23 protein-coding genes, 1 tRNA gene and 5 pseudogenes are annotated in these 24,383 nt (G+C 69.9%); 23 read left to right on the top strand and 6 right to left on the bottom strand.

What is annotated here, in order from left to right; all coding sequences use genetic code 11:
• Nucleotides 1–46: 46 nt before the first annotated feature.
• The 10 genes from V8690_RS17535 (at nt 47) to V8690_RS17490 (ending at nt 6,204) form a co-directional block, all read left to right on the top strand.
• Nucleotides 47–403, top strand: coding sequence for a hypothetical protein (locus V8690_RS17535; RefSeq protein WP_338779957.1), 357 nt, complete (start codon nt 47–49; stop codon nt 401–403).
• Nucleotides 403–1,782: an FtsK/SpoIIIE domain-containing protein gene (locus tag V8690_RS17530; protein ID WP_338779955.1), complete on the top strand. Its 1,380-nt coding sequence runs from the start codon at nt 403–405 to the stop codon at nt 1,780–1,782. The genes V8690_RS17535 and V8690_RS17530 overlap by 1 nt, the downstream gene beginning before the upstream one ends.
• An 89-nt stretch (nt 1,783–1,871) precedes the next feature.
• Nucleotides 1,872–2,522 carry a DUF2637 domain-containing protein gene (locus V8690_RS17525; RefSeq protein WP_338779954.1) on the top strand — a complete coding sequence of 217 codons (651 nt, stop codon included), beginning with the start codon at nt 1,872–1,874 and terminating at the stop codon, nt 2,520–2,522.
• 16 nt (nt 2,523–2,538) lie between these two features.
• Complete coding sequence (locus tag V8690_RS17520) at nt 2,539–2,721, top strand: hypothetical protein (RefSeq protein ID WP_338779952.1); 183 nt, start codon at nt 2,539–2,541, stop codon at nt 2,719–2,721.
• A 2-nt stretch (nt 2,722–2,723) separates the two neighbouring features.
• Complete coding sequence (locus tag V8690_RS17515; protein WP_338779950.1) at nt 2,724–2,915, top strand: mobile element transfer protein; 192 nt, start codon at nt 2,724–2,726, stop codon at nt 2,913–2,915.
• A gap of 15 nt (nt 2,916–2,930) precedes the next feature.
• Nucleotides 2,931–3,125 carry a hypothetical protein gene (locus V8690_RS17510; protein ID WP_018471713.1) on the top strand — a complete coding sequence of 65 codons (195 nt, stop codon included), beginning with the start codon at nt 2,931–2,933 and terminating at the stop codon, nt 3,123–3,125.
• 25 nt (nt 3,126–3,150) lie between these two features.
• Nucleotides 3,151–3,396: a SpdD protein gene (locus V8690_RS17505; protein WP_338779944.1), complete on the top strand. Its 246-nt coding sequence runs from the start codon at nt 3,151–3,153 to the stop codon at nt 3,394–3,396.
• Between the two features lie 153 nt (nt 3,397–3,549).
• Nucleotides 3,550–4,842, top strand: a complete 1,293-nt coding sequence (locus V8690_RS17500; RefSeq protein ID WP_338779942.1) for a replication initiator — start codon at nt 3,550–3,552, stop codon at nt 4,840–4,842.
• The gene (locus tag V8690_RS17495) at nt 4,835–5,047 is read left to right on the top strand and encodes a helix-turn-helix domain-containing protein (RefSeq protein WP_338779941.1); all 213 of its coding nucleotides are present in this window, start codon (nt 4,835–4,837) and stop codon (nt 5,045–5,047) included. The genes V8690_RS17500 and V8690_RS17495 overlap by 8 nt, the downstream gene beginning before the upstream one ends.
• Complete coding sequence (locus V8690_RS17490) at nt 5,047–6,204, top strand: tyrosine-type recombinase/integrase (RefSeq protein WP_338779940.1); 1,158 nt, start codon at nt 5,047–5,049, stop codon at nt 6,202–6,204. The genes V8690_RS17495 and V8690_RS17490 overlap by 1 nt, the downstream gene beginning before the upstream one ends.
• 81 nt (nt 6,205–6,285) lie before the next feature.
• Here V8690_RS17490 and V8690_RS17485 read toward each other — a convergent pair.
• The 3 genes and pseudogenes from V8690_RS17485 to V8690_RS17475 all read right to left on the bottom strand — a co-directional run bounded on the left by V8690_RS17485 (nt 6,286) and on the right by V8690_RS17475 (nt 9,479).
• Nucleotides 6,286–6,358 (bottom strand) — tRNA-Arg (locus V8690_RS17485).
• 90 nt (nt 6,359–6,448) lie between these two features.
• A pseudogene (locus tag V8690_RS17480) lies at nt 6,449–8,115 on the bottom strand (IclR family transcriptional regulator C-terminal domain-containing protein).
• Between the two features lie 137 nt (nt 8,116–8,252).
• A complete protein-coding gene (locus tag V8690_RS17475; protein ID WP_338779938.1) occupies nt 8,253–9,479 on the bottom strand; it encodes a M6 family metalloprotease domain-containing protein in 1,227 nt (408 codons plus the stop codon).
• A gap of 390 nt (nt 9,480–9,869) precedes the next feature.
• On the opposite strand from V8690_RS17475, the pseudogene V8690_RS17470 reads away from it, so the two are divergent.
• A pseudogene (locus V8690_RS17470) lies at nt 9,870–10,513 on the top strand (helix-turn-helix domain-containing protein).
• A gap of 139 nt (nt 10,514–10,652) precedes the next feature.
• Nucleotides 10,653–12,206 carry an MFS transporter gene (locus V8690_RS17465; RefSeq protein ID WP_338779936.1) on the top strand — a complete coding sequence of 518 codons (1,554 nt, stop codon included), beginning with the start codon at nt 10,653–10,655 and terminating at the stop codon, nt 12,204–12,206.
• Nucleotides 12,207–12,294: 88 nt separating this feature from the next.
• Here the strand turns inward: V8690_RS17465 and V8690_RS17460 are convergent, their stop codons facing one another.
• A complete protein-coding gene (locus V8690_RS17460) occupies nt 12,295–12,828 on the bottom strand; it encodes a MarR family transcriptional regulator (protein WP_338779934.1) in 534 nt (177 codons plus the stop codon).
• Nucleotides 12,829–12,918: 90 nt separating this feature from the next.
• On the opposite strand from V8690_RS17460, the pseudogene V8690_RS17455 reads away from it, so the two are divergent.
• A pseudogene (locus tag V8690_RS17455) lies at nt 12,919–13,703 on the top strand (class III extradiol ring-cleavage dioxygenase).
• 29 nt (nt 13,704–13,732) lie between these two features.
• Here the strand turns inward: V8690_RS17455 and V8690_RS17450 are convergent.
• Entirely contained in the window at nt 13,733–14,254 is a 522-nt protein-coding gene (locus tag V8690_RS17450; RefSeq protein WP_338779933.1) for an N-acetyltransferase family protein, read from the bottom strand.
• 194 nt (nt 14,255–14,448) lie between these two features.
• Between V8690_RS17450 and V8690_RS17445 the strand changes: the two genes are divergently transcribed.
• From V8690_RS17445 to V8690_RS17435, 3 genes and pseudogenes are all read left to right on the top strand, one after another.
• On the top strand, nt 14,449–15,447 hold the full coding sequence (locus V8690_RS17445; protein WP_338779931.1) for a sigma-70 family RNA polymerase sigma factor: 999 nt from the start codon (nt 14,449–14,451) through the stop codon (nt 15,445–15,447).
• A gap of 504 nt (nt 15,448–15,951) precedes the next feature.
• The gene (locus V8690_RS17440; RefSeq protein ID WP_338779930.1) at nt 15,952–16,614 is read left to right on the top strand and encodes a TetR family transcriptional regulator; all 663 of its coding nucleotides are present in this window, start codon (nt 15,952–15,954) and stop codon (nt 16,612–16,614) included.
• 35 nt (nt 16,615–16,649) lie between these two features.
• Nucleotides 16,650–16,771, top strand: a pseudogene (locus V8690_RS17435) (IS5/IS1182 family transposase); the annotation flags it as partial.
• Between the two features lie 7 nt (nt 16,772–16,778).
• Here V8690_RS17435 and V8690_RS17430 read toward each other — a convergent pair.
• Entirely contained in the window at nt 16,779–17,750 is a 972-nt protein-coding gene (locus tag V8690_RS17430) for a YafY family protein (protein WP_338779928.1), read from the bottom strand.
• Nucleotides 17,751–17,941: 191 nt separating this feature from the next.
• On the opposite strand from V8690_RS17430, the pseudogene V8690_RS17425 reads away from it, so the two are divergent.
• The 7 genes and pseudogenes from V8690_RS17425 to V8690_RS17395 form a co-directional block, all read left to right on the top strand.
• Nucleotides 17,942–18,534 (top strand): annotated as a pseudogene (locus V8690_RS17425) (IS6 family transposase); the annotation flags it as partial.
• A 216-nt stretch (nt 18,535–18,750) separates the two neighbouring features.
• Nucleotides 18,751–19,494: an MBL fold metallo-hydrolase gene (locus V8690_RS17420; protein WP_338779926.1), complete on the top strand. Its 744-nt coding sequence runs from the start codon at nt 18,751–18,753 to the stop codon at nt 19,492–19,494.
• A gap of 437 nt (nt 19,495–19,931) precedes the next feature.
• Nucleotides 19,932–20,564 carry a hypothetical protein gene (locus tag V8690_RS17415; RefSeq protein WP_338779924.1) on the top strand — a complete coding sequence of 211 codons (633 nt, stop codon included), beginning with the start codon at nt 19,932–19,934 and terminating at the stop codon, nt 20,562–20,564.
• Nucleotides 20,531–21,457, top strand: coding sequence for a pyridoxal-dependent decarboxylase (locus tag V8690_RS17410; RefSeq protein WP_338779923.1), 927 nt, complete (start codon nt 20,531–20,533; stop codon nt 21,455–21,457). The genes V8690_RS17415 and V8690_RS17410 overlap by 34 nt, the downstream gene beginning before the upstream one ends.
• Nucleotides 21,457–23,025, top strand: coding sequence for a hypothetical protein (locus tag V8690_RS17405; protein WP_338779921.1), 1,569 nt, complete (start codon nt 21,457–21,459; stop codon nt 23,023–23,025). The genes V8690_RS17410 and V8690_RS17405 overlap by 1 nt, the downstream gene beginning before the upstream one ends.
• Nucleotides 23,026–23,068: 43 nt before the next feature.
• Nucleotides 23,069–23,497 carry a hypothetical protein gene (locus V8690_RS17400; RefSeq protein ID WP_338779920.1) on the top strand — a complete coding sequence of 143 codons (429 nt, stop codon included), beginning with the start codon at nt 23,069–23,071 and terminating at the stop codon, nt 23,495–23,497.
• A 28-nt stretch (nt 23,498–23,525) separates the two neighbouring features.
• Entirely contained in the window at nt 23,526–24,374 is an 849-nt protein-coding gene (locus tag V8690_RS17395) for a hypothetical protein (protein ID WP_338779919.1), read from the top strand.
• Nucleotides 24,375–24,383 lie beyond the last annotated feature (9 nt).

The raw sequence follows: 24,383 nt of genomic DNA, 5'->3' as shown, positions 1-24,383 counted from the left end.
GGTTCGAAGACTGCATCTTGTCTAGACGAGTAGATGGGAAAGAATCTTGCGCACCATCCGTGTGGAGACCTCGGCCGCGACGATCCTGCTGACTGAGGCGCCCGAGCCCAAGGTCCGCGACCGGCAGACCGGCGAGATTGCCAAGGACGCCGTCAGCGGTGAGGCGCTGATGACGATCGGCGTCGTCTACATCGAGGAGGGGGAGTCGTCCCTGATCAAGGTGACCGTTCCGGAGAGCGGGGTGTCGGAAGGGCTTGCCCTGGGTGCCCCGGTCTCTCTGCCGGGTCTGGTCGCCCGGCCCTGGGAGAGCGTCTTCAACGGGCAGCAGCGCCACGGCATCGCTTTCCGCGCTGCCGCTGTCACTCCGGCCTCCTTCCCGGCCGCTGTGGGAGCCACGGCCTGATGACCGACCTGACGACGCTTCTGGAGGTGGGTGGTCCCGTTGCCGCACTCGGCGGTGGGGCCGCCTACGCCCGGGCCAAGCGCCCCGGCATCTACTGGTCCACGGTCGGCTTACCGATATCCACGGTCCGGCTGCTCAGCTCCTACGGCTCGGTCATGGAGGCGTGCGGGCTGACGGTGGCGCCCTCCCGGCTGCGGGTCCTGGCGGTCAAGGCCACCACCCGCCGTGAGGTCCGGTCCGTGCCGCCGCGTCGGGGGATCGTCCGGCCGACCTCGACGGGGTTGCGGGTCCGTCTGCGGCTCGCTCCTGGCCAGGAACCTGCCGATGTGGCCGCCTCCGCTGAACGGCTGCGGCACGCCTGGGGTGTTCATGCCGTCTACGTGACCACCGTCAAGCCGGGTGTGGTCGAACTGCGGCTGGTCGGCTTCGACGTTCTGCGGAAGGTCCGTATGCCTCGCAAGCTCCACCCGGACCTTCTGCGGGTCCCGGTCGCGCTGCGAGAGGACGCCACCCCGTTCGTACGCGACTACCGCACCGTGCCGCACCAACTCACCCTCGGCGCCACGCTGTCCGGCAAGTCCATGTACCTGCGTCACCTCGTCACCGGCCTCGCCCGTCAGCCCGTCGCCCTGGTCGGCATCGACTGCAAGCGGGGCGTGGAACTGGCGCCCTTCGCTCCGCGCCTGTCGGCGCTCGCCACCGACCCAGAGCAGGCCGCCGAGCTGCTGCCCGTGCTCATCAAGGAAATGGAGGACCGATATGACCTGATCAAGGACCGGCAGGGCATCGCGCCGAGCACCCCGGACGAGAAGATCACCTCCGACATCTGGGGCCTGCCCGAGCATGAACGCCCGGTGCCTGTCGTGCTGTTCGTCGACGAGGTGGCAGAACTGTTCCTGGTCGCCACGAAGAAGGACGAGGAACGCCGGGACGAGATGGTCACCCAGCTCATCCGCCTCGCCCAGCTCGGCCGGGCCGCCGGCATCTACCTGGAGGTCTGCGGCCAGCGCTTCGGCGCCGAACTCGGCAAGGGCGCGACCATGCTGCGGGCCCAGTTGACCGGCCGCGTCTGCCACCGCGTCAACGACGAAGCGTCCGCCAAGATGGCGCTCGGCGACATCGCCCCCGAAGCGGTCTCTGCTGCCTGCGCCATCGCTCCCGAACGGCCCGGCCTCGCCGTTGCCGGTGACACCTCCGGCGGCTGGTCCCGCATCCGCACCCCGTACCTCTCCCTCGACGACGCCGCCGAGACCTGCCGCGAGTGGGCCCATCTGGTCCCCGACCTGCCCGCACTCAAGCCCTTCCGGCCCGACGTGCCCGTACCGCCGACCGCCGAGACGCCGGGTCCGCTCGTGTGGCCCCGGCCAGTGACCGACTGATCCACGTCCGCACGCACCCCCGGTCGGCGTGACCGCCTCACGCCATGTCCCTACCCCTCCCATGCCTAAACCCGAAAAGGAGCCGTAGCATGCGCGCCCACCTGGCCCGTGTCGACGCGGTGCTCGTCCAAGCGGTCATCGCCGCCGCGCTGTCCTTCGCCCACCTGCACGACGTCGCCTCGGCGGCCGGACAGGACGGGTGGAAGGCGTGGGCCTACCCGATCAGCGTCGACCTGCTGCTTGTCGCCGCCTGGCGCCGACTGCGGTCCGGGGAGGCGAAAGCGGCCGGGTGGTGCTGGTTCCTGATCGCGCTCGCCGCGTCCCTCGGTGCGAACGTCGCCACTGCCGGGCTGCTCGACCTGGACCACGTACCGGCCTGGCTCCGCATCCTCGTCGCGGGCTGGCCCGCGGTCGCCTTCCTCGGCGGAACCCTCCTCGTCCACTCCTCGCCGGCATCGCACGACGAGACCAGTGACCCCGTGGACGGGAAGACGTCCGAGGACATCGGCGACCAGGAGGGCGAGCCCTACTCCGTACGGGAAGCCCCAGCGCCTCCAGCAGTCGAGCCGGTACCGGCTCCGTCGTCGGTCGCCGTCCCGGCCGCCCTGGTCGAGCACGCCCGCAAAGTCGCCGCCGAACACCACACCCGCACCGGGACGGCCATCGACACCCCAACTCTGCGCGCCCGCCTCGGCGTCCCGCCGCCCATGGCCGACGCCATCGCCGCCCAACTCACCTGACCACCAAAGGGGAATCATGCCTCTCTGCTTCAACACCGCCGCCGACTACCTCCAAGCGGCCCGCGAAATGGCCGTGAGCGGCCGGTCGACGCTCGCTCGGCTCCTCGCCGGAGAAGCTGCCGACCGCACGCCGGATCCCGAGGAAGCTGCCCGGATCCTGCGCGAATTCCACGGCCCCAGCCTGCGACAGGAGAACTGACCATGTCCGCACCGAAGCGCTTCCGCGACGTCACCCGCATCGGCCCAGTTCAGGTCGGCACCTCGTACGACGGTCGCGGCCGGGAGAAGCACACCGCCGCCTGCACGGCCCCGCGCTGCGGCTTCTCCGCCGACTACGACAGCCGCGCTGCCGCCGAGCTGGCGGCCCGTACCCACCGTTGCCCCGTCCGCTGAAAGGACCCGCACACCGTGACCGTCAGCCTGCCGCTCGTCGTCGTCCTCGGCTTCTTCGCCTGGGGAGCGGTCAAGTTCCTCGGCGTCCGCACGTGGATCGTCGTCCTGATCGCCCTCTTCGGGTTCTGGCTCTCGCACACGTTCATGGCCCCGGCCATCGAGTCCGGTACGCGCTCTGGCGTGGACATCGTCAACGGCTCACATGACTAGACGAGTAGGTAAGGAGAGCTTCGCTGTGTTCCTGCCCAAGTACCCCGACAGCCCGACGCCGCCGCCCGCGTACACCCACACCGTGGCCGACCAGGCACCCGCGCGGCGTCCCGCCGCTCAGATCTCCGTCAGCACGGGAGCGGTCGCGGCCGTCCTCGTCGGTGGCGTCGTGCTGACCGCGCTCCTGGCCGCCGTCGCCGTCACGGCCGTCTCGGTGGCCGTCGCCGCCGTGGTCCTGCGCTCGATGCTCCGCGACCAGCACCGCCGCTGACACACCAGACCCCCGGGGCGGCCTCGATACCGCCAAGCATCCGCCGCCCCGGGGGCCCTCTCCCTCCAGCCGAAACCAGAAGGAGAAGCCATCATCACCCGCGCCACTCCGCCCCCGCTCCACGAACTCGGCGAACTGGCCGCCCTGGGCACCATGCCCGCACTCCTGCGCCAGCTCGCCGGCCTCGGCGGCTGCACGCACCCGATCCGCCTCGACGGGCACCGCACCGAGTGCGACGTCACCCGCACCGGCGAGATCGGCAATGTCCTCCACCACCTCGACTCCGCCAGCCTCCCGGCCGGGCACCTCCTGGTCCGCTGCAACAACCGCCGCACCACCCGCTGCGCGGCCTGCGCCGAGGTCTACCGCCGCGACACCTTCCACCTGATCACCTCCGGACTGCGCGGCGGCAAGGGCGTCCCCGAACGCGTTGCCGCACATCCGCGCGTCTTCGCCACCTTCACCGCACCGAGCTTCGGCCCGGTCCACAACCGCCCCACCGGCCCGACCGGTTCGGTACGCCGCTGCCGCTGCGGAGCCCGCCACGACCAGGACGACCCCGCACTCGGTACCCCCCTCGACCCGGACAGCTACGACTACGAAGCGGCCGTGCTCTGGAACGCGCACGCCGGTCCGCTGTGGCGGCGCTTCTCGACCTACCTGCGCCGAGAGGTCGCCAAGCGCGCCGGACTGACTCAGCGGGCCTTCCGCGAGTACGCCCGGGTGTCCTTTGCCAAGGTCGCCGAGTACCAGAAGCGCGGAGCCGTCCACTTCCATGCCGTAATCCGCATCGACGGCCCCGAGGGGGGCGACACCCCGGCACCTGCCTGGGCCACCGCCGATCTGCTGACCGACGCCATCCAGGCCGCCACCGCCGCCGCCCGCGTGGACGGCCCGGTCATCGACGGGCGGGCGCATGCCTTCGCCTTCGGCCGTCAGCTCGACGTGCGCACCATCCGCTCGGCCGACTTCGACGGCGGCCAGGAGCTGACCGAACGGGCCGTCGCCGCGTACATCGCGAAGTACGCCACCAAGGGTGCCGAGACAGCGACGGGAGCTCTGGACCGGCCGCTGAAGTTCCTCGCCGAACTCGCCCAGCTCGACATCAGCGACCACGCCCGCCGGCTCATCCGTACCGCCTGGACTCTCGGCGCCCGCAAGGACCTCGAACACCTTCGCCTGCGGGCCTGGGCCCACATGCTCGGCTTCCGCGGCCACTTCTCCACCAAGTCCCGCCGCTACTCCACCACCCTCGGCGCCCTCCGTGACGCCCGCGCCGAATGGCGCCGCGCACAAGCCGCAGCAACAACCGAGCACGACCCGGACACGACCCTCGTCCTCGCTCACTGGGTCTACGCCGGGACCGGCCTCACCGACGCCGAAGCCTGGCTCGCCGAAAGTCTCGAACCCGCCCCCGGAACGGAAGGAGAACCCACCCATGGCTGACCGCTACCTGACCGTGGCGCAGGTGGCCGAACTCCTCGGCACCACCGAACGCTTCCCGCGCCGCCTGATCGCCGAGCGTCGCATCGTGTTCGTCAAGGTCGGCCGACACGTCCGTATCCCGGAGAGCGCACTGAACGCCTTCATCGACGCCAACACGGTGCGGCCCATCGGCCACCGGCACAGCTCCCTGCGGAGGGCTGCCTGATGGCCAACAAGAAGGGGAGGCGAAGGGACTTCGGCTCGGTCCGGCAGCTTTCGTCCGGCCGTTGGCAGGTCCGCTACCGAGACCCGGAGACGGGGCAACTGCGCCCGGCGGAGAAGACCTACCCAACCAAGACAGACGCCCAAGTCGCGCTGACCCACATCGAGTCGGACATCACGCGCGGGCAGTGGTCGGACCCGGACGCCGGGGCGGTGAACTTCGAGGAGTACGCCACCGCGTGGCTGCGGGACCGAAAGCTTGCTGACCGCACCCGCGAGCGGAACGAGTCGGTGATGCGGATGCATATCCTGCCCACCTTCGGAGCCGGGAGCGTTGCCGATGTGACAACGGCCCGGGTGCGCAGCTGGCGCGGGAAGCTCCTCGCGGCCGGCCTCGGTGAGCCGACGGTGGTCAAGGCGTACCAACTGCTGCGGGCCCTGATGAACACGGCCGTGGATGACGAGCTGATCCGGCGCAATCCGTGCCGCATCAAAGGCGCGGACCGCTACGACGTGCCCGAACGGCCTGTCCTCACGGTGGCGGAGGTCTTCGCCGTCGCCGACTCCATCACGCCGCGCTACCGACTGCTCGTGCTCATGGCGGCCTTCACCACCCTGCGGTTCGGCGAGCTGGCGGCCCTGCGGCGTAGAGACATCGACTTGGAGGCGCTGACCGTCACCGTGCGTCGTGCTCAAGCCGAGTTGCAGGACGGCCGACTCTTCGACAAGGCACCGAAGTCCGCCGCAGGGGTGCGCTCCGTCTCCTTCCCGGCCGAACTGCTCGACGCGGTCAGGCACCACCTGGAGCACTTCGCCGCTCCTGGCCGTGAGGGTCACGTCTTCGTCGGGCCGCAGGGTGGGCAGTTGCGACGCAGCAACTTCCGCGACGACTGGGTCAAGGCCCGGAAGGCGGCTGGCGTCACGGCCGAGCTGCACTTTCACGACCTACGCCACACCGGCAACACACTGGCCTCGACGGCCGGGGCCAGCACGCGGGAATTGATGACGCGGATGGGGCACAGCAGCTCCCGGGCCGCGCTGATCTACCAGCACATGACCAGTGACCGCGACCGGGCCATCGCTGACCGGCTCGGGGCCATGATCCGGGGCGGTGGGGGAGTGGCTCCAGGCTCCCCCGGAGAGGACGCCGAGCGGACGTAGTGGCACGCGTGTGGCACGGCACCTGAAACGGCTAAGGGCCAGCCTGGGAGGAAACCCCTCCTGAGCTGGCCCTTATCTCTGTGCCCCCGGCAGGATTCGAACCTGCGACACCCGCTTTAGGAGAGCGGTGCTCTATCCCCTGAGCTACGAAGGCAGTGGCATCGGACGCAAGCAGCGGCGTGCCTGTGGTCTGGGAGGACCACAGGCGTCAGCGTACCGGATACGGGTCGGGTGGGTGTGGGGGTCAGGCCAGGGGGACGTGGGTGAAGCGGCTGGCGGTGTGGAGGTCGGACTCGATGCGGGTGGCTGTTGAGGTCAGTTCGGGGAGGAGGTCCGTCACGCATTCGCGGAGGGTGTGGCGGCTCGCGTGCATCGCCGTGTTCAGGGCGGCCACGACCCTTCCGGACCGGTCGCGGACCGGGACCGCGAGGGAGCGGAGGCCCTCTTCCAGTTCCTCGTCGACCAGGGCGTATCCCTGGGAGTGGATCGAGGTCAGGTCCCTGTGCGTGTCCGCCAGCAGGACTCGGCCCAGTGCCGTCGCGTACGCCGGCAGGCGTGTGCCCACCGTGACGTTCACGCTCATCACCCGGCCCGTCGCCACCCTGGCCGTGTACTGGATCTCCTCGCCCGAGTCCGAGAGCACCGCCATCGACGTCGACTCGTGGATGCGGGACGTCAGGTCGGACAGATGGGGCTGGGCGATCTCGGGGAGGGACGTGCGGGAGAGGGGTGGGAAGCCCAGGGAGAGGACCCGGGGGGTCAGGGTGAAGGTGCGGGGGCTCGGGGTGGTGACCAGGTCCAGGTGTTCGTAGGTGATCAGGGCTCGGCGGGCCGTGGCCCGGGCCAGGCCCGTTGCCTGGGCCACCTCCGTGAGGGTCAGCTCCCTCCTGCCCTCGCCGAAGGCCGTGAGGACCGTCAGGCCTCGTGCCAGGGATTCGATGAAGTCGCGGCCCAACTGCTGCTTGGACGCGCCCGTCCAGAGCGCCAGGTTGGAGGGGGGCGGGCCGGGCTCCGGGGGCGGCGTACGGTGCAGTTCGCGTTCCATCTCCGTCACCGCCGACCGCAACCTCGGCAGCAGGGTGGTCCGTAGGTCTTGTGCTGTGTGCCGGCTGGTGTGGCTGACCACGCTCGCCACGCATGCGATCTTCCGGCGGCCGTCTGTGTGTGGGGACCGGACCGGGACCGAGACCGCCACCAGGCCCGGTTCGATCAGCTGGTCGTCCAGGGCCCAGCCGTCCGCGGCCGCCTCTTCCGTGCGGGCGACGAAGGCCTCGTCGTCTCGTTCGTGCCCTCCGTACGTGCGCGGCGGTACGGCCGTGAAGGACAGGTCCCTCGGGTCCGACGCCCTGCGGTCCCGCCAGTGCTGCCAGTCGGTGTCCGTCCACTCCGTCGCGAACAGCGGGCCCGGCGCGGTGCGTTCGGCGGGGAGCAGGTCGCCGATGCGGAAGCTCAGGGACATCGCGCGGCGGCGGGTCGCCTGGTGGATGAAGCGGATGCCGTCGCGGTCGGCGACCGCGAGGGAGACCGACTCGTCAAGTTCGTCGGCCAGGGCGTCCGCTCGGGCGGCGAGGAGGGCGGGGAGGCGCAGGGCGGAGAGGTAGGCGTTGCCCAGTTCCATCAGGCGGGGGACAGGTGTACGTCCCTGCCGTCCACGCGGACGTAGTCCATGCGGGCGAGTGTGGCCGTGATGCGGTCGACCGTGGAGCGGGCCAGGCCGGTGGCGCGTTCCAGGGCGCTGAGGCTCAGAGTGCCGTCCGCCTCGGTCAGCTCCCGCAGGACCGCGATGCCGCGGATCAGCGGCGTGACCGCCTCGGCGGGTGCCCCGCCCCCGGCAGGCGGTGGGGCGGCCCCCGTCCCGTCGGCCCGTGGCGTCGCCGCCTCCTGGGCGTCGTTCATGGGCTTCTCTGGCATCGGCTCTCCGGTACGGCGGTCGCGGTACGCCTACCGTAAGGCGGCAGGCCTACCGTAATCCGGAATCTGCCCTGGACCTGTGCGCTGATCGCACTGGTGCCGGCGGCTGCTACCTCCCTCCGCGCGTCAGCCGCTGCCTACCCCCGCGTCACCCGCACCCGGTAGTCCCCCGCCGGGTCCGCCCCCACCACCCTGATCAGGACCCCCCTCCGCGGATCCATGAACGTCTCCCCGGGAGCGAGCGGCGCGTCGGACAGTTCCGCGTGGACGTTCGGCGCGCGTGTGCAGCCGCCGCTGTCGCGGCGGGAGTCGTAGACCGTGACCGGGCCCATGCCCGTGTCCACCTCTGCGTCGACCTTGTAGACCAGGACGCCCGGGCGGCACACCGACTCGTCGTTGCCGGCGCGGGTGCGCAGTTCCACGGCGTAGCCGGTTCTGCTGTCCAGGGGGACGACGACCAACTTGGAGCCGCCCGCGCGGGCCAGCGGCGTCAGGGTGTACTCCGTGGTGCCGAGGGTCGATACGCAGTGCACCTGCTCGGCGTCCAGCCAGCCCAGCTTCCACTTGTGCCAGCCGAGGAGGTCGTTGTTGGCGCCCCAGTCCTCGCTCATGATGTCCCAGTGGCCGACCGCGCCCCCGCCCTGAGCGGTGTACAGGTCGGGCAGGCCGAAGACGTGGCCGTTCTCGTGGGGGAGGACGCGGTAGCCGGTGCGGCCGTAGGAGCCGGAACCGTCGTCCTGGCGGGAGTAGACGAAGGAGGCGTTGGCCACGGGTATGCCGTCGGCTGTCGGGGCATCGGGGTTGCCGGCGAAGGTGACCGAGAGGACGGTGTCGAGGGCGGAGGGGCCGGCGTTCGGGGTGACCAGTACGTTCAGCAGGTCGTACGCGCGGAAGTCCACCCTCGGGTCGGCCGCGGCCACGAGGTCCTGGACCAGTTCGCGGTAGCCGGGATCGAAGGGGGCGCCGCGCTCTATGCCGTACTCGCGGAAGGACTTCGGCATCCGCAGCCACTCCCGGATCGGGGTCTCGGGGCGGTAGTCCAGGCGGCCGTAGGAACTGGTGCGGAACCAGTGCCGGGTCTGCGGGAAGAACTCCCGGAAGCGGTCCAAGGCCTTGCCCTCGCCGGGTGCGTCGGAGAAGTCGATCATCAGGGTGAGGGCGCGGACGGTGCCCGTGGAGCGGGCGTAGCCGTCGGTGGTGGGGATGCCCTCGGACATCTGGACCTCGCGGGCCCCGCGGATCATGCAGGGGCCGTGCGCGGAGGTGCGGGACAAGGAGGTCGGGCCCGCTCCGGCCGTGGTGTCGCCCGGGGCGAGGTGGCCCGTGCCGGCCGAGGCGCTGACCGTGAAGGTCAGGGCGGTCACGCAGGCGAGGGCGGCCAGGCGCCGCCGGGGTATCCGGCGGCCGGGCGGCCCCGAGGCGTCTGACCGGGGTCGCTGAGGCTGCGGCTGTATGCAAGGGACCTGCAAGGGACCTCCCGCGCCACGGCAGCCTCCGGTCTCCGGCTGCGCCCTTGCGATCACCCTGCGTCGCGGGGTGTGGGGGCGCGCGTTGGAGGAGACCGATCGTGGGTTTCCGGCCGGTAGCCGGAATATCGGGAGCGGATCCACGGTTTGTGAGCCAGGTCACAAGCGAAAGTCCCTGGTGCGGGAAATACCGGGGAGCGTGTCCCCGTTTAGCCAGGTGTCCGACTGAAACGGGGACACGCTCCCCGGATCGCATCACCGCACACTCAGACCACCCAGGAGTACGCCGTGCAGACCGCCACCCCCGCAGCGCGCAAGGCGCCCCGGCCCCGTGCCGACGCCCTGCGCAACCGGGAGCGGATCGTCACCGCCGCCCGGGAGATGTTCGTCGAGCACGGCCCCGAGGTGCCGCTCGACGAGATCGCCCGCCGGGCCGGCGTGGGCAACGCCACGGTGTACCGCCACTTCCCGGACCGCGACGCACTCGTGCGCGAGGTCGTCTGCTCCGTACTTGACCGTACGGGCGCGGCGGGCGAGCGCGCGCTCGCGGAGACCGGGGACGCGTTCGAGGCCCTGGAGCGCTTCGTGCACACCTCCGCCGACGAGCGGATCAGCGCGCTGTGCCCGATGGTCTCGAGCACCTTCGACCAGAACCACCCCGACCTGGAAGCGGCGCGCGAGCGCGTGGAGCGGATTCTCCAGATGGTCATGGACCGCGCCAAGGCGGCCGGCCAGCTCCGCCCCGACGTCGGCGTCGGTGACCTGATGGTCGCCGTGGCCCAGCTCAGCCGGCCCCGGCCGGTACCGCATGCTTCAGCGCCGACCGCTTCGTACACCGTCATCTTCAGCTGTTCCTGGACGGGCTGCGGGCCCCGGGCCGTTCCGCCCTGCCGGGCACGGCAGTGACCATGGAGGACCTCCGCCAAGCCTGACCGATCAGTTCCGGGCGCCACCCGAGTCACCACTCACCGCACAGGCTCACGCCACCTGCAGCTCACGGCCACGCCGGTCGTCGAGTCGTCCCTCAACGACACCTTTTTCCGTCACCTTTGTCCCGAAGTGGGTACCTCCATGTCTGAAACAGCCTCAAAGGCACTCGGCGCTCCGGCAACCTCGCCGGACGCCGGCCGCTGGAAAGCGCTCGTCTTCATCGCGCTGGCCCAGCTGATGGTCGTCCTGGACGCCACCATCGTGAACATCGCCCTGCCCTCCGCCCAGCAGGACCTGGGCATCTCCGACGGCAACCGGCAGTGGGTCGTGACGGCCTACGCCCTCGCCTTCGGCGGTCTGCTCCTGTTCGGCGGCCGGATAGCCGACCTGTGGGGCCGCAAGAAGGCCTTCGTCGTGGGCCTGGGCGGCTTCGCCGTGGCCTCCGCGCTCGGCGGCGCGGCCATCAACGAGGCGATGATGTTCGGCGCCCGTGCCCTCCAGGGCGCCTTCGGAGCCCTGCTCGCGCCCGCCGCGCTCTCCCTGCTCGCCGTGATGTTCACCGACGCCAAGGAGCGCGCCAAGGCCTTCGGCATCTACGGCGCGATCGCCGGTGGCGGCGGTGCCGTCGGTCTGATCCTGGGCGGATTCCTCACCGAGTACCTGGACTGGCGCTGGACGTTCTTCGTGAACATCCCGTTCGCCATCGTCGCCGCGGCCGGTGCGTACTTCGTCATCCGTGAGCCGGAGGGCGGCCGCAACCGCTCCCCGCTCGACATCCCGGGCGTCGTCCTGTCCACGCTCGGCCTGGTCGCCCTGGTCTACGGCTTCACCCGCGCCGAGTCCGAGGGCTGGAGCGACTCCGTGACCGTCGGCATGTTCGTGGCATCCGCCGTCCTGCTCGCGACCTTCGTGATCGTCGAGTCCAAGGTGAAGGCCCCGCTGCTGCCGCTGCGCGTGATCACCGAGCGCAACCGCGGCGGCGTCTACCTCTCCCTCGGGCTCGCGATCATCGCGATGTTCGGCCTGTTCCTCTTCCTGACCTACTACCTCCAGATCGTGAAGGGGTACTCGCCGGTCAAGACAGGGTTCGCGTTCCTGCCGATGATCGTGGGCATGATCACGGGTTCCACCCAGATCGGCACCCGCCTGATGACCCGGGTCGCGCCGCGCCTGCTGATGGGCCCCGGCTTCCTGGTCGCCGCGCTCGGCATGCTGCTGCTGACCCGGTTGGAGATCGGCTCCTCGTACGCCGCCCTGCTGCTGCCGGCGATGCTGCTCCTCGGCCTGGGTATGGGTACGGCGTTCATGCCGGCCATGTCGCTGTCCACACAGGGTGTGGAGCCGCGGGACGCCGGTGTCGCCTCCGCGATGGTCAACACCTCGCAGCAGGTGGGCGGCGCGATCGGTACGGCCCTGCTGAACACGATCGCCGCCTCGGCCACCACGTCCTACATCGCGGACCACATCGCCGGGGCCGGCAGCCGGTCCCAGCAGCAGCTGGTCCGGCTGGAGGGCATGGTCGAGGGGTACACGAGCGCCATCTGGTTCGCCGTCGGCATCCTCGTCGTGGCCGCCGCGATCGCCCTGACCTTCGTCAACGCCGGCCGCCCCGGCAGCGCGCCCGTGACCGGCTCCGGTTCCGGTTCCGGCGAGGGCGTGGCGGACGAGGTGCCGATCCCGGTCGTCGCCCACTGACGGCCGTACCCAAAAGCACCCCTTCGGGCCCTCCGTAGGTACGAGGAGGGGACGCCTCGTACCTACGGATTCCAGGACCTGCCCTGGCTCAGCGGAGCCAGGGCAGGTCCGCACCCGCTTCGGCCGGCTGGAGTCCCTCGGCGATGATCCGCATGATCTCGCCGAGGGACTTCTGCTGTTCCGGGGTGAGCCGGTCGAAGACCGCCTGGCGTACGGCCTCGACATGGCCCGGCGCGGTCTGCCGCAGCACCTCGTAGCCCTCGTCCGTCAGCACGGCGAACTGGCCCCGCTTGTCGTCGGGGCAGTCCTCGCGGCGCACCCAGCCGTTCTTCTCCAGGCGCGCGATGGCGTGCGAGAGGCGGGAACGGGTGATCTTCGCCAGCATGGCGAGCTCCGTCATCCGCAGCCGCCGCCGCGGCGCCTCGGCGAGCTTGACCAGAAGGCCGTAGTAGACGTGCGGCATGCTCGCGTCACGCTGGAGCTGACGGTCGAGATGGTCGTCGAGGAGGGTGACGCCCTCCATGAACGAGCGCCATACGCGCTGCTCCTCGTCGGTGAGCCAGCGCGGTTCCGGAGGCTCTGCCACGGAGCCCGATGTCGGTGCGGATGCGGGTGCCTTCATGTCTTCCACTCTACGTGGCCCCTCCTTGAACTTTAAACAAATGGCCCGTACAGTTTTGTCAGGGAACCATGTTTTGGAAGGAGTCGCAGCATGTCCGCCGCCACCCAGGAGCGCATGCCCGCTCTGTACCTGAGCCACGGCGCCCCGCCGCTGGCGGACGACCCGGTCTGGCCCGGCGAACTGGCCGCCTGGTCGGCCGGCCTGCCGCGCCCCCGGGCGATCCTGATGGTCTCCGCCCACTGGGAGGAGGCCCCGCTCGCCATCGGTGCCACCGAGGCCGTCCCGCTCGTCTACGACTTCTGGGGCTTCCCGGAGCACTACTACCGGGTGACCTACGAGGCTCCCGGCGCACCGGAGCTCGCCGAGTCGGTACGGAAGCTGCTGCGCGCCCCCGGCATACCCGTCCAGGACGTCCCCGACCGCGGCCTCGACCACGGCGCGTACGTTCCACTGGTCGAGATGTACCCGGAGGCCGACATCCCGGTCCTCCAGGTCTCCATGCCGACACTCGACCCGGTCCGGCTCATGGAGATCGGCCGCAAGCTCGCCCCCTTGCGGGACGAGGGCGTGCTCATCGTCGGCTCCGGCTTCTTCACCCACAACCTCGCCGCGCTCCGGCAGGGCGGCATCCCCGCCTGGTCGGCGGAGTTCGACGACTGGGCCGGCGGGCGCTGGAGGCGCGTGACGTGGACGCCCTGCTCGACTTCACCCGCAAGTCGCCCGCGGGGCAGCTCGCCCACCCGCGCACGGAGCACTTCGCCCCGCTGTTCGTGACCATGGGCGCGGCCGACGCGGCCGGTGAGCTGGACGCGCAGAAGTCGGTGATCGACGGCTTCTGGATGGGGCTGGCGAAGCGGTCGGTGCAGTTCGGCTGAGCGTGCCCGTGCCCCGTGGCCCCGGGTTCCTACGTGAGGTCCTTCTCGTACCAGGCCACGTCCCAGTAGCGGCCGAACTTGCGGCCGACCTCCCGGTAGGTGCCGACATGCCGGAAGCCGAAGTTGTCGTGCAGCCGGGTGGACGCCTCGTTCGGCTGCGCGATGCCCGCGTAGGCGCGGTGCAGGTCCTCGCCGGACAGGGCCTCGAAGAGGGCCTTGTACAGGAGGGTGCCGACGCCGCGGCGGCCGGCGTGCGGGGCGACGTACACCGTCGTCTCCACGGAGGTCGCGTAGGCGGGCTTCGCCCGGAAGGGGCTGGACGTGGCGTACCCCAGAATCTCCTGTGAGTCCGGGTCCGCGGCAACCAGCAGACGGTAGGGGCCGTCTTCAGGGTGGGAGAGCAGCCAAGGGCGGCGCTCTTCCGGAGTGAAGATCGCGGTATCGAATGTGATCGCCGTCTCACGTACATAGTGGTTGTAGAGGGCTGTGAGGGCATCGAGGTCACCCTCGACTCCCGGCCTGACCTGCACCTCTGTAGGTTCCGACGACATCTCGCCTCCTCGCGTGGCCGGACAGGGTACTGCATGATCAGAAAAATCGACGGGTGGGTTGGGAATTCTGTCCTGATTCCAGTCGTTGTTTCCATCGGATGCAGGGCACCCGAGGAGAGTCCCGGAAAGTCCCGGAGACGGAGTCCAGCGTCCGAAGGACCACCCGCTGACCTCACCATCGCAAGGGAGCACGCATGGCAACCCGTGCCGTCGCCCGTCGTCAGTCCGCCACCGGCGAGACGGCCGACGCGGCAAGCAGTGTTCGCGCCCATGGCGGCGAGATCGCCGATCGCGACCTGGTCGGCATGTACCTCGACGAGATCGCGCGTACACCGCTGCTCGACGCCGCCAAGGAAGTCGAGCTGTCCCAGGTCATCGAAGCGGGTGTGTTCGCGAAGCAGGTCCTCGACGGGTTCGAGGAGACCAAGGCGGACGCCACCCGTGAGGAGCTCGAAGCCCTGGTCGCCGACGCGGAGCGGGCCAAGGACGTCTTCATCCGCTCCAACCTGCGCCTGGTCGTCGCCGTAGCCCGCCGCTACCCCCGCAGCGGTCTGCCGCTGCTGGACCTGATTCAGGAGGGCAACGCCGGCCTGGTGCGCGCGGTCGAGAAGTTCGACTACCGCAAGGGCTTCAAGTTCTCCACGTATGCGACGTGGTGGATCCGCCAGGCCATCACCCGCTCCATAGCCGACCAGTCCCGTACGATCCGCCTGCCCGTCCACCTCGTGGAGGAGCTCGGCCGGATCCGGCGGGTGCAGCGCGAGTTCAACCGCGAGCACGGGCGGGACCCGGAGCCCGCGGAGATCGCCGCCGAGCTCGGCTCGACGCCGGAGCGCGTCATCGACGTGCTCGACTGGGCCCGCGACCCGGTCTCGCTGAACATGTCGGTGGACGACGAGGGCGAGACCCAGTTCGGCGACCTCCTGGAGGACACCTCGGCGGTGTCGCCCGAGCAGTCGGTGCTCACACTGCTGCGCAGCGAGGAACTCGACGACCTCATCGGCCGCCTCGACCAGCGCACGGCCTCGATCATCAAGATGCGCTACGGCATCGAGGACGGCAGGGAGCGCACGCTGACCGAGGTCGGCAAGGAGCACGGCCTGACCCGCGAGCGCATCCGGCAGATCGAGAAGCACGCGCTGCTGGAGCTGAAGAAGCTGGCGCGCAGCACCGGGTTCGACGCGGCGGCGTGACGCCGGTGTCCGCCGGTGGACGCCCGGGCGTACGAGTCGTCCCGGGGCCTGTGGGTGTCGTCCCACGGCCTGTGGAGGACGGACAGCGTGCGCCCGGGAGTCGCCGCGTACGCCGGGTGGCGAAAGACCGCGCAAACATGGCGATGTAACGCCGCTTCAACCCGCGGGGCACCGGGAACAAGACTTCCGGGCCCACCAGTTCGGGCCGGGGCCACGCTCCCGGCCCCCCAGAGCCAAGTCCCGTCGCACTCCCCCCGGCGCCGGGACTCTCCCAAAGCCGGGCTTCGGCGTCCCTCCCCCCGGGCGCCGGGGCCCGGCTCTCTGCATGACCGGGGTAACGGAGGCCGGGCAGCGGAGACGGGGTAACAGGGCCTGGCAGCGGGGACCGGGAAATGGCGACCGGGAAGCGGAGACCGGGGAAAGGAGGGCGGGCCGCCCCGTACCTGAACCACGGGGCGGCCCGCCAGATGGCAGATTGTGTCACACAGGCATAGCCTGCCGGGTGTGAGCACCACCCCGACCCCTCCTCCGGCCTCGCTGACCGAGCGGCGCAAGGCCGAGACGCGTACGGAGATCGCCCGGGCCGCGGCCGGCCTCTTCGTACGGCACGGCCTGCGCGCCACCCGCGCGGAGGACATCGCCCAGGCCGCCGGCATCGCCCCGCGCACCTTCTACCGGTACTTCGCCACCAAGGAGGAGGCCGTCGCCCCGCTCTACGCGGCCGGCGCCCAGCACTGGGTGGAGGCGGTACGCGCGGCACCCGCCGACGCGAGCGCGCTCCGGGCCCTGGAACACGGGGTGCGCCACACCCTCACCCCGGGCGTCGGCGTCTCGGCGTCCTCCTGGGAGTGGGTCCGCACGCTCCTGCGCCTCGCCCAGGCGAACCCGCCCCTGCGCAGGGTGTGGGCGGAGGTGTGCCAGGCGTCGGAACGGACGCTGGGGGAGGTGCTGGCGCATCGGCGGACTCGGACGGCGGCTTCGGAGGGTGACGACAACGTTGCCGCCACCCCTGAGCCGCGCTTCGCCGCCGCCGTCGCGAGCGCCGCCGTACGAACGGCCCTGGAGGGCTGGGCGGAGGGGGACGGGCCGGTGGAGGGCCCGGGGGGCCCGGCGGAACTCGCGCTGCGGAATCTGGGGGCGTTGCGGGACTTTCCGTGGGAGGGCTGACGGAGCCTAACGGCAGTTGAGCGCAGGGTACTTAGACCGTGTCCTGGCTGGCCGGCTGCCGCCGCCTGCACCGCCGCTCCGAGCGAAAGGCCGAGCACATCCTGGCCTTCGTCGGCATCGCCCAGCCCTCATTGGCTACCGCCGCCTCACCAACTGAAACGACCTTACTCGGCACCTGCGGCCGCCCTGCTCAGCCGCGCCCCCAACTCCTTTACCGCACACACGAGTTCCTCCGGCTCTCGGACGACGAAGTCGCACTCCAGCATCGCCAGCCGGAACGCCACCCACTGCACCGCGTCGCCGACGGACCCGCGCAGCCGGCAGCTGTCGTAGTCCAACGGCTCGGGCGTGCCGAGCCATTTCGGCAGCCGGGCGGCGACGAAGCCGGCCGGTGCGGCGAACGTGACCTCGAAGTCGTACGACTCCTGGTGCCGTTGCATCGAATGCCGCAGGTACTCCTCCGCACTCCCCGTCGGCAGCTCGCGCGGCATGAACCGCGCCCCCGTGGCGAACGGTTCGCTCACCCGGTCGACGCGGAACGTACGCCAGTCGTCCCGGTGGATGTCGTACGCCACCAGGTACCAGCGGTGGCCCGTGGACACCAGCCGGTACGGTTCCGTCAGGCGCCTCGACTCGGTGCCGTCCGCGGCCCGGTAGGCGAACCGCAGCCGCTCGCGCCCGGCCACCGTGGAGGCCATGACGGTCAGTGTCTCGGGCGCGATGCTCGGCCCGTCTCCGCAGGTCAGCGGCGTGGTCGCGCCCTGGAGCGTGGTCACGCGGTGGCGCAGCCGGCCCGGCAGCACCTGCTCCAGCTTGGCCAGCGCCCGCACCGACGCCTCGTCCAGGCCCTCCACCGCGTGCCCCGCCCCGGCGCGCAGCCCGACCGCGATGGCCACGGCCTCCTCGTCGTCGAGTACGAGCGGCGGCATGGCCTTGCCGGCGACCAGCCGGTAGCCGCCGTCGGCGCCCTTGGTCGCCTGCACGGGATAGCCCAGCTCGCGCAGCCGGTCGATGTCCCGCCGGACCGTGCGGCGGGAGACCCCCAGCCGGTCGGCGAGCTCGCCGCCGGGCCATTCCTGGGGCGTCTGGAGGAGGGAGAGGAGCGTCAGCAGCCGGGCCGGAGTGTCCGTCGTCATACCGACGAGGATGCAGCACCATTAGGACACGATCTGACCTGATGGCCCTCTTGCTTCCGGGGCATGACCTCCACCGAGACCTCTCTCAGCACCGCGGGCGGGACCGGCCGCCGAGACGGGCGCGTCCTTCAGCGCGATCACGCTGATGACCGCCAAGAATCAACTGGAGTGATCGGCGAGGTGGGACGTGCCAACGCGCTGTCGTCGTCTCCTGCGAGACCGTCCGCCGCCGGTGCGCCAAGCTCGGCCAGGCCTACGCCAACGGACCGCGTCGCCGTCGGCCCCGTCCCGGGGGACAAGTGGTACCTGGACGGAGTCTTCACCAAGGTCAACGGCGAGCAGCGGTACCTGCGGCGGCCGTGGAGGCCGCCGGCAACATCCTGGACGTCCTCGTGCAGAACCGGCGGGACACCGCCGCGGCCAGGCGGTTCCGCAGACTGATGAAGAAGACCCACAGGGTGCCCCGGGTGGTCGTCACCGACAAGCCGCGCTCATACGGCGCCGCTCACCGTGAGGTCATGCCCTCGGTCGAGCACCGCTCCCACAAGGGCCTGAACAACCGGGCCGAGAACAGCCACCAGCCCACCCGGCAGCGCGAACGCGCGATGAAGGGCTCCGCGGTACCGGTGGCGCCCAGCGGTTCCTGTCCGCACAGCGGCATCTCACCCCACTTCCGGCCCGCCGCCACCTCAGGACAGCCTCCGACCACCGCGCCGAAATGACCATCCGCTTCGTGATCTGGGACCGGATCACCGGCACTGCCGGCCAGCCCACCACGGCCTGAGCACACGCCCGGACGCCAGGCCCACCATGCCCCGCCGCGCCGTCAGACCGTCACGTACCCGACAACGTGACAACGCCTTGGCGGGCCGTGCGGGCGGGGTGCGAGAAGCAATCGGAGCGAATGTTCCACCCGAAGGAGGCAACGGGCGGGGTGAGGCCTCCCCACCAGTGGAACATTCGCTCCGATCACCCCGGACAGCACGGCGAGGAGCGAGGAATGAACACATCCGTCTCTGTGTACGGTGGGCCGACCGCGCTGATCGAGTACGGCGGCCTGCGATTCCTCACCGACCCGACATTCGACTCCCCCCGCTCCTACGACCAGGGGCTGGTGAAGACAGCCCATGCCACGGCCGCCCCGGCCGACCTGGGCCGGATCGATGTGGTACTGCTCTCGCACGACGAGCACGTCGACAACCTGGACGACTCCGGCCGGGCGCTGCTGGCGTCCGTCCCCCTCACGCTCACGACCCCGAGCGGTGCGGTTCGCCTGGGCGGCACCGCGCGGGGTCTGCGGGACTGGGAGTCGATGGAACTGGAGCGCCCCTACGGCGGCAAGCTGGCGGTGACGGGCGTACCGGCGCTGCACGGCCCCGGCAAGAGGGAGGAGCTGGAGCCGATCGTCGGCCAGGTGGTGGGCTTCGTGCTGACCGGCGAGGGCCTGCCCACCGTCTACGTCAGCGGGGACAACGCCCAGCTGGAGCTGGTCAGGGAGATCGCCGACCGCTTCGCCCCGGTCGACACGGCCGTCCTTTTCGCCGGGGCGGTCCGCACGCCTCTCCTGGGCCACCGGCTCCTCACCCTCGACAGCGCCCAGGCGGCGGAAGCCGCCCGTATCCTCGGCGCCCGCCACATCGTCCCCGTCCACTATGACGGCTGGGCCCACTTCACGGAGGGCCGTCAGGATCTGGTGGCGGCGTTCACGGCGGCGGGGCTGATGGATCGCGTACAGCTGGACTGAACGCCGGACCATTCCGGGCACCGCCACAGGAATTCCCACGTCATTTGCTTTAGTGAAATGATCCGGTGATGGGATTTCACTTTCGCGGACTGCCGAGGCAAGAACCGCTCGCGCCTACGCAATCGCTGCCCGCATGTGCGAATCAGCTTGCCGTATAGCCATATATGCCCCCGACGCCCCTCCCTCATGCAAAAGAGCTGGTCACGCGGGCACTTCGGGGAAGCACCCGGGCCCATTGCAGATCACGCCGCACTTCCGCTTCCTACCTGAGAAGGATTTTAGAGCCCGTAGCAGGGAGGCGCCTGGACAGAGGCATATTCATGCGGCAACCCTAGGGCGGCTGTCGATCATTCGGAACAGCGAACGTTCCTCTGATCTCGGAGACCTTCTTGACGGATTCCCGGTATCCCCCGCCCGTCCCTCTGGCCACAGCGGACGTGGCCCCACCGTTGCCGCCGTGCCCGGACGGTGACTTCGTCGCGACATTCGATCCGCGACTGTTCCGCGAAAGTTCCGAAACCGCCCTCGCCCTGCTGGAAGAGCATCTGGCCGACCACTCCGTGCGCGGGCTGAACCTCACCGACCCGGCCGTGCTCCTGCGGGCCGCTCGTGCACTGATGACGACCGAGTCCCGGCACGTCGCGAAGTTCGACGCGAAGCGGCTCGGCGCCATCCTCGACCTGTACATCAGAACCGGCCTCCCGGTGCACTCGCCGGGGTACATGGGACGCCAGTTCTCCGGGGTCGTGCCCCTCGCCGCGATCGTCGACCTGGTCAGCTCGGTCGTCAACCAGCCTTCCTCCTTCTACGAGGCCGGCCAGCTGCCCAACGTCGCGGAGCGGATCATGGCCGAGGAGCTGAACCGCTTCATCGGCTGGGAACCCGGCACCTTCGGCATGGTGACCACCTCGGGCGGGTCACTGGCCAACCTCACCGCCCTGCTCGCGGCACGCAACCAGCACTTCCCCTCGTACTGGGCCAGGGGAGCCGCGGCGCAGGGTGCCGGGGCCGGCCCGCGATCGCAGTCGGTGCGGAGGTGCACTACAGCGTGGAGCGGGCGGCCGGGGTGATGGGCATCGGCGCCGGGCAGATCGTCCGGCTGCCGCTCAACGCCCGGCGTCAGATCTGCGTGGAGGGCGCCCGAGCCACTCTCGACGAGGCCGAGGCACGGCAGCTCAAGGTGTTCTGTCTGGTGGCCTCCGCGGGTACCACGACCGTCGGCGCCTTCGACCCGCTCGACGAACTCGCCGCTCTCGCCCGGGAGCGGAACCTGTGGCTGCATGTGGACGGGGCGCACGGGGCGAGCCTGCTGGTGTCGGACCGGCTTCGGGACCGGCTGCGCGGAATCGAGCTGGCCGACTCCCTGACCTGGGACGCGCACAAGATGATGTACGTGCCCGCCCCGTGCACCATGCTCTTCTACCGGGACCGGCAGCACAGCCTCGGCGCGTTCCGCCAGAAGGCGAGCTACGTGTTCGACGAGAAACCCGACATCTACACCGAACTCGACAGCGGCGACAAGAACTTCGAGTGCACCAAGCGCCCGATGATCATGACGCTCTGGACCCTCTGGGCAGTGTTCGGCCCGGCCCTCTTCGCGCAGAAGACCGACTATCTGTGTCGACTGACCCAGGAAGCCCACCGCATTCTCGAGGGCGAGCCGGATTTCCGTACGCTCCATGCCCCCGAAGCCAACATCCTCTGCTTTCGCCATCATCCGGCCGAACTGGACGAGAAGGACCTGCACCGGTTCCAGGTGGAGATCCGGGACCGTGTCAAACAGCGTGGCACCTTCTTCGTCTCCAAGGTCGACGTGGACGATGTCGCCGCCTTGCGCGTCGTCATGATGAACCACCAGATCACCACCGCGCATTTCCGCATGCTGCTCGACGAGATCCGCCGTACCGGGCAGGAACTGCTCGGCGCCGAACGGACGCCGCACCAACGAACAGGAAATGAATGATGACCACGACCGCCGTCCCGCAGACCGTCACGGCTCCCGGGAACCCGGAGAACCCGGCTGAATTGATCAACTGGCTCATCCCGGACTGGGAATGGAAACCCGAATCCGTCGCCCTCGTGGCGAACCTCCCACCCTTCGCGAGCAAAATGCGGGAGTGTGCGCGCGTCCTCGGGACGCCGTACAGCGAACTAGCACACGAGGTGCAGGACGCCCTGGTCCTGCGTCGGCTTCAGCAAATGGTCCACACCGTCCAGCTCAATCCGCTCTGGCGCAGCAGGCTGCACGGCGCCGGAATCACGGGAGCGCCGCAAAGTTTCGAGGAATGGCAGGCGATTCCGCTCGCGGACAAGGATGTCCAGCGCGACTTCTTCATGGGCGGCCGAGAGGGCATGGTCGTGCCGCTCGACCATGGCGGCTTCGAGATCGTGGCGAGCGGCGGCACCTCCAGCGGGTGCCCGCTGGAGACGGTGTACTCGCTACGGGAGCTGTGGGACACGTACCAGGTCGCCGGTCAGTTCATGGGCACGTACCAGCTCACTCCCCGGCTCACCGGTGCCGGACCGAAGTGGCTGTACACCACGCTGGCCGACTACCAGATGTGGAGCAGCGGCACCATGGTCGGCGGGGTGCTGCAGAACGTGCCCGGCGTCAACTACGTCGGCGCGGGGCCCGTCACCGCGCCGGTGCTGGAGCACATGTTCTCCTACCCGGGGCCCAAGGCCCTGATGGGGATCACCGCCGGTGTCGCCATTCTCAGCGATCTCGGCGCGGGCATGAACCAGGCGGCGCGGGAGAGTTTCCGTCTCGCCCTGTACGGCAGTGGGGTGCTGCCGCAGCGCAAGCGCGCCGACCTGCGGGCCGTCTACCCGAACGTCGAAGTCCTCAGTTACTTCGCGGCCACCCAGGCGGAGACCATCGGGCTCCAGCTGGACCCCGCCGCAGCCGAACTGTCCGCCGTGCCCGGCCTGCACCTGGTGGAGATCGTCGACGAACAAGGGCGCTGGGTCGCCGAGGGCGCCGAGGGCGAGCTGGTCGTCACGCGGCTGCACGCCCACGAGGCTCCGCTGCTGCGGCTCAAACTGGGCGACCGGATGATCCGCAGGCCGCGGCGGGACGGCCCGGGGCTGAAGGCGCAGCAGTTCGAGTTCGCCGGCCGCACCGGCGACGTGCTGCACCTGAACGACAGCCAGTACTTGGCCCCACGGGCCCTGACAGCGCTGGGCGAGGACCTGCGGGCGGCCGGTGCCGTGGACCTCGACGCCGTGGCGCACGAGATCCAGTTCGTCAATCACCGCGAGGCGAAGATCCTCACGCTTCTCGTGTCCGTCGACGACCCGCAGGCCGTGACGTACCACATGGACACCGCGCTCGGTCCGTACGGCCTGCGGCGCGTCTTCCTGAACGCGCTGCCCCAGGCCCTGTCCCTGTTCAACGAAGGCGAGGCGAATCCGGAGTCCATCGAGAAGACCGGATACGACTTCCGTCTGCAGTTCGTGTTTAAGGGGGCATCCGAGATCGAACGTACCGACGTGGGAAAGGTGCCTCTGGTCCGCGACCGTGGGCAATAGCCCTGGGTAAAAAGCTGAATGCCTGTCAGAACAGGAGTGTGAAATGAAATCGCAAGTCAACATCATCGCCCTGGTGGACAGTATCGGGGCACTATCCGACCGCACCCTGCACAACGGGAATCTGTCGCTCATCGACGACGGTTCCTTCCACAGCGCGGGCCAGGGAACTCCGGACCTGTGCACCGTCGTACGGCCGGGGCAGATCGTGCAGTGGCAGGCCCTCGCTGTCGACCTCCAGACACCGGTGGAGATCAAGAGCATCACCTTCCTCGACTCGCCGAACGGGCACGTCGGGTACCGGCCGTCCGACTGGTCCGAGGAAGGAGAAAAGCTCGACCTCGACGTCTGGGCCGGGATCGTTCCGCCCTCCATGGGCATCGGCGTGCCCTACAAGTACCGCCTGGAACTCCAGATGTACGAGGGCAAGAACAGCGTCATGTTCATCGATTCGCCCGCATTGATGTGCGCGTGACCGACCACTCGAGGAGAAAGGCAGGTTCATGCCTCAGCAGCTAGGCATCATCGTGCTCGTGGACACCGCCAACGCGCTGGCGGAGCGGACACTGAGCGGCAACACCTACTGGTTCGACAACGCGAAACTGTACGGTTCCCGGAACCAGGGCACCGAGAACCTGGTCACCGCGATTCACGGCTCCTACTGGCGGGACGGCTCGCAGGCGGCGGAGCAGGTCCTCAACTGGCTGCCGTACAGCCTCGGTTCCCTCCCTCCGAGCGTGCCACGCGGCTACGTGGCCGAGCGCTCCCAGTGCAGCGACGAGGAGGTGCTGACCGAACTGGAATCCATCGCCAACGGCTCCAGCGCCCCTGAAGCCGCCGAGTTGGAGCGCCTCCGCAAGGCGCTCGGTAAGCGGGCCAATGCCCACGGGCGCGGCAGCCGGGGCCAGAAGGTGCTGGATGTCACCGGACACGTCGTCACCGAAGTGGGCAGCGAGGCGCACAGCTACCCGCCGCCGACCATCACCGACGTCTTCGGCCAGGCCGTCGACGAGAAGGTCATCTATCCCGCCGAGTACGGCTCCCCGGACCTGGTGACCGGCGGCTGGTACTGGGCGGCCTCCGTCGATACCTCCCGGCCCGGCACCTACACGTACGAGATGCGGATCCAGCTTCACGACCTGGTGCAGCGCGACGGCGAAATCCTCTGGGAGCCGGTGAACTTCACGTGCCGATCCAGCCTGAAGATCACCACCGAGCCCAAGCGCAACGCCTTCACCAAGGCGGGCATGGGCTATCTCCCCATCCCCTCCCTGCCGTCCCAACCCAGCACCGCACCCGCGGCACCCGCGGCACCCGCGGCAACGACAGAACCCACAGCATCCCAACACTGAGGAGCAGCA

This window comes from Streptomyces sp. DG1A-41 (assembly GCF_037055355.1).
Lineage (GTDB): Bacteria > Actinomycetota > Actinomycetes > Streptomycetales > Streptomycetaceae > Streptomyces.
The sequence above is the reverse complement of the archived record's forward strand: the minus strand, read 5'-3'. Positions and strand labels throughout refer to the sequence as shown.